At 34.0% G+C, this 1,311-nt stretch carries 1 protein-coding gene; it reads right to left on the bottom strand.

Annotated elements, in window-relative coordinates:
• Positions 1–107: 107 nt before the first annotated feature.
• Complete coding sequence (locus JO950_RS21845) at positions 108–1,136, bottom strand: LacI family DNA-binding transcriptional regulator (RefSeq protein WP_202704533.1); 1,029 nt, start codon at positions 1,134–1,136, stop codon at positions 108–110.
• Between the last annotated feature and the right edge of the window lie 175 nt (positions 1,137–1,311).

Genomic DNA, 1,311 nt, shown 5'->3' with positions numbered 1-1,311 from the left:
TTTTAACCATTAAGATATTAAGGTTCATTAAGCAGTATAGTGGTTATGCCTAACGGGTTAATTACAAAACTTAACTTGTCTTAATATCTTAATGGTAAAAAAAAAATTTAAAAGCTAGTTCTTGACGACGATTTACGAATATGTAATTCCGGAGCAAGAACTACCTTTTTTTCTATTTTAATCGTCTCCGTTTTGTCGACCTGTTCCAGAAAAACACGAGCAGACATTTTACCCATTTCAAGCGGAGACTGATCCACCGAAGTTATCGATAATTCCATAAATTTCGTGAAAGGCTCATTACTGAAACCCGCTACGCAAAATTCTTTAGGAATACTGACATTTCTTTCTTTTAGTTCCTGAATAGCACCTAAAGCAGCAAAATCACTTGATGAAAATATAGCATCAGGAGGTGTTTCCAACTGAAGTAAAAGCTCTATGGCCTGCTTTCCGTGGTCAACGGTACTTTTTACAGGAATGACATATTTTTCGTCAAATGTTATTCCATGGTCTAATAAAGCCTGTTTGTATCCTAAAAATCGGTTTTTAAAGATTTCAAGCGACTGATCTCCTGATAAGTGAGCAATATTTCTACAGCCTTCATCAATTAAATGTTTAGTCGTTTGGTAACCGCCTCTAAAGTCATTTATGGTTACAGAACTCACTCCGTCAATATGTTTGCTTCTGTCGAAAAAGATAAGTGGAACATTTTTTTGCAAAACATATTGAAAAGCACCATCATTTTCTCCCGTTACATCGGTAACCGACATGATGATACCGTCAACTTGGGCATCTATTAAAGTATATAAGTTTTCGTTTTCTCTTTTCGGATTTTCGTGTGTCTGGCAAATAATTACCTGATAACCATGTGGGTGAAGTTCTTCTTCTATTCCTCGGATAACCGAAGCGAAAAAGTTGCTGTCGATACGCGGAACTATAACGCCAATATTATTACTTCGGCCGCTTTTTAATGCTAGCGCCAGCTTATTTTGCTTATAGTTCATTGAAGCCGCAGTTTTAATAACCAACTCGCGCGTGCTCTCTTTTATTTTCGGATTATTGTTTAATGCCCGCGAAACGGTAGCAGCGGTGATATTTAATTTTTCGGCAATATCGTAAATGGTTATCTTTTCGCTCATTAAAAATGGTTTTTCATATTTATCTCTGACAAAAATACATTTTTTTTTATAACGTTTTACATATTGTTATCGATTACCATAATTTATAATTAAAACGATTTCGATTCTACAATGATAATAAATTATCTAATTTTTTACATTAACTGTAATTATATTCCGTAATAAAAATTAAATA

Source organism: Flavobacterium sp. UGB4466 (assembly GCF_903469665.1).
Lineage (GTDB): Bacteria > Bacteroidota > Bacteroidia > Flavobacteriales > Flavobacteriaceae > Flavobacterium > Flavobacterium lipolyticum.
This window is presented reverse-complemented; position numbering and strand designations above follow the sequence as displayed.

What these genes read in the sequence shown, in the direction of transcription:
- JO950_RS21845 (WP_202704533.1), bottom strand. Translation starts at nt 1,136, where the DNA reads ATGAGCGAAAAGATAACCATTTACGATATTGCCGAAAAATTAAATATC.